This window comes from Dialister sp. (assembly GCF_051885895.1).
Classification (GTDB): Bacteria; Bacillota; Negativicutes; order Veillonellales; family Dialisteraceae; genus Dialister.
The window spans coordinates 1-2,468 of sequence record NZ_JBJEXP010000070.1; the positions used below are offsets into that span (position 1 = coordinate 1).

3 protein-coding genes are annotated in these 2,468 nt (G+C 50.4%); 2 read left to right on the forward strand and 1 reads right to left on the reverse strand.

Features of this window, described 5'->3' with window-relative positions:
- Positions 1-1,070: MATE family efflux transporter (locus ACI4N7_RS05975; RefSeq protein ID WP_439732439.1), on the reverse strand; the 1,070-nt coding region annotated here is incomplete at its 3' end.
- Between the two features lie 325 nt (positions 1,071-1,395).
- On the opposite strand from ACI4N7_RS05975, the gene ACI4N7_RS05980 reads away from it, so the two are divergent.
- Both ACI4N7_RS05980 and ACI4N7_RS05985 read left to right on the forward strand, forming a co-directional pair.
- Entirely contained in the window at positions 1,396-1,911 is a 516-nt protein-coding gene (locus ACI4N7_RS05980) for a pyridoxamine 5'-phosphate oxidase family protein (RefSeq protein ID WP_439732440.1), read from the forward strand.
- A 96-nt stretch (positions 1,912-2,007) separates the two neighbouring features.
- Positions 2,008-2,466: a MarR family winged helix-turn-helix transcriptional regulator gene (locus tag ACI4N7_RS05985; RefSeq protein WP_439732441.1), complete on the forward strand. Its 459-nt coding sequence runs from the start codon at positions 2,008-2,010 to the stop codon at positions 2,464-2,466.
- Positions 2,467-2,468 lie beyond the last annotated feature (2 nt).

The window sequence follows — 2,468 nt, forward strand, 5'->3', positions numbered from 1 at the left end:
GCCCCGGCAATGACGGCAGGATCCCCGGTGAAGAAGGCGGTAAGGCTTGTTCCCCGGAAAAAGGCGGCATAGGCCATGACAAGGCCTATGGAAAAAGCGGAAAGGATACCGTAAAGGAGGGCCTTCCTTGCCCTGTCATAACGGCGGGCGCCGGCATTCTGTGCTACGAAGGCGGACATGGACTGCATAAAGGAAGCAGGAACGAGCATGATGAATCCGCAGATTTTTTCTGATACGCCGATGGAAGCGGAAGCGGTCAGTCCTATGCTGTTTACAATGGCCATGATGATCAGGAAGGACAGGCTCACCAGAAGGTCCTGCAGGGCGATGGGAAGACCCAGCGCCGTGATACGGTGGATGCAGGACAGATGGAAGCGAACCATGGAAAGGGAGAACGGAAAAGGCAGTGGTCTGGACTGGATCATACGGTAGGAAATGATAACGGAAAGGGCCTGGGAAAACACTGTGGCCAGTGCCGCACCGGAAGCACCCAGATGAAATACAGCCACCAGAAGAAAATCACCGGCCCCGTTGCATACGGAGGCAATAGCCACCGTATACAGCGGTGTTTTGGAATTTCCCATGCCCCGGAAAATACTGCCCATAAGGTTGTAGCAGATGATAGCGGTCATTCCGCTTCCGCAGATACGGATATAGGAAACGGTCTTTTCAAAGGCTTCCGGCGGCGCCTGCATAAGGCGGGCCCACAGGGGGGCTCCGGCGGTCAAAAGGAAAGTAAAGACAAAGCCGATGAGAAGACAGAGACAGATGCCGCTTCCTACGATGGTTCCGCCTTCCCGGCTCCGTCCACTGCCTATGGCCTGCCCCAGAAGGATGGTGATGCCCATGGCAAAACTGGCGGTCAGCATGGTAAAAGACTGGAGAATCTGGGTGCCGGTAGACACGCCGGACAGATCGGCGGCACTTCCGAAACGACCCACGATAAAAAGATCCACCGCCCCATAAAGTGCCTGGAGAAATAAAGCACCCATCACAGGCAGGGCAAACCGAAACAGCGGAGAAGCAATAGGGCCGGAAGTAAAGGAATTTTTTAAGGAAGAAGCAGGCATACAAAGAATCCTTCCATGGAAATGAAAATTGGAGTTGTCTGTTTCTCATTGTAAAAGAAATCAGGGAAATGGGCAAATAGAGGAGAGAAAAGAGTAAAAATGATGAGGCTTCCCGCAGAAGCGGCGGACTTTTGCTATAATAAATCTGAAGAAACACTGATTCATTCATAGAGTCTGCTTTTATAAAAAACTTTATGCACTGCTGCGTCAGGAGGCTCCTTAAAAAGCTCGCTGTTTGCGCCGCCTCATTCCCTGTACTGCATAAAGTTTCAAGAATAAAAGCAGGCAATGATTGGATCAGCGCTTTCCTGAAGGAGGTCATTCTATGGAAACAGGAACTCGGAAAATGAGACGGAAAGACAGACTGGTGACGGAAGAATCAGAGATCCGTCATATTCTGGATGCCTGCGGCATCCTGCATCTGGGACTCTATGACGAAGGGCGGATTTATGTGGTGCCTGTCAATTATTCCTATACCTATGAGGAAGGAAAACTTTCTCTCTTCTTTCATGGCGCTACAGCGGGGTTGAAGAAAGAACTTATAGAAAAAGACGGCAGAGCAGGCTTTGAAATGGATACTGGGGAAAATGTTATTCCCCACAAATCCAATCCTGCACTCTACACCAATGCCTACATGAGTATCATTGGCAGCGGCCGTGTGACCATCGTGGAAGGAAATGAGGAAAAGAAGGAAATTCTCACCGATTTCATGAAGCAGATTTCAGGAAAGGACTGGATCATCACCGACGGCATGCTGAAAGGATGTGAGGTATACCGCCTGGATGCCGACGAATTCCAGGCCAAGAGGAATATGCCTCGGACCATGACAGGGAAGGCATGATATGGCATGAAACTCATTGCATGGAAATTTGATTCTGCGATACACCTCCCGCTTTTCAGAACGCGGCACAGGTCTGCAGAAGGATGATTTTAAAGGATGGGAGAGAGTATGGCTCATAAGGAATCATGCGGGCTGCTTTTCAAGAAAATCAATGATGCTTTGGAACGGCAGGCGAATAATGACCTTCGGAACGATGACCTGACCCTCACCCAGATGGGGGTGCTGGTGGCGGTGGAAGACCGTTTTCATAATAATGCCATGCTGGGAGAGCTGGTCTCTTATCTTGGCGTTTCCCAGCCTACCATGACAGGCATTGTGAACCGTCTTGAAAAGAAGGGGTGTGTCACATCCTTTACCAATAAAGGAGAAGGCCGTATCCGGCGGGTATCTCTTACGGAAAAGGGTATGGAAAAATGCAGGATGGCCAAGGGAAAGATGGAAGCGGCGGAAGAGCTGATCCTGTCAGGCCTGGATGAAGAGGAACAGGCAGAGCTTCTGGTTCTGTTGAAAAAAGTGGCCCGGGCAGTGGAAGGCAGGGAGACCGGTTCTCTGTAAAA

Excerpts from the sequence above, each read along its gene's own strand:
- ACI4N7_RS05980 (WP_439732440.1), top strand. The coding sequence starts at position 1,396 with ATGGAAACAGGAACTCGGAAAATGAGACGGAAAGACAGACTGGTGACG.
- ACI4N7_RS05985 (WP_439732441.1), top strand. The coding sequence starts at position 2,008 with ATGGGAGAGAGTATGGCTCATAAGGAATCATGCGGGCTGCTTTTCAAG.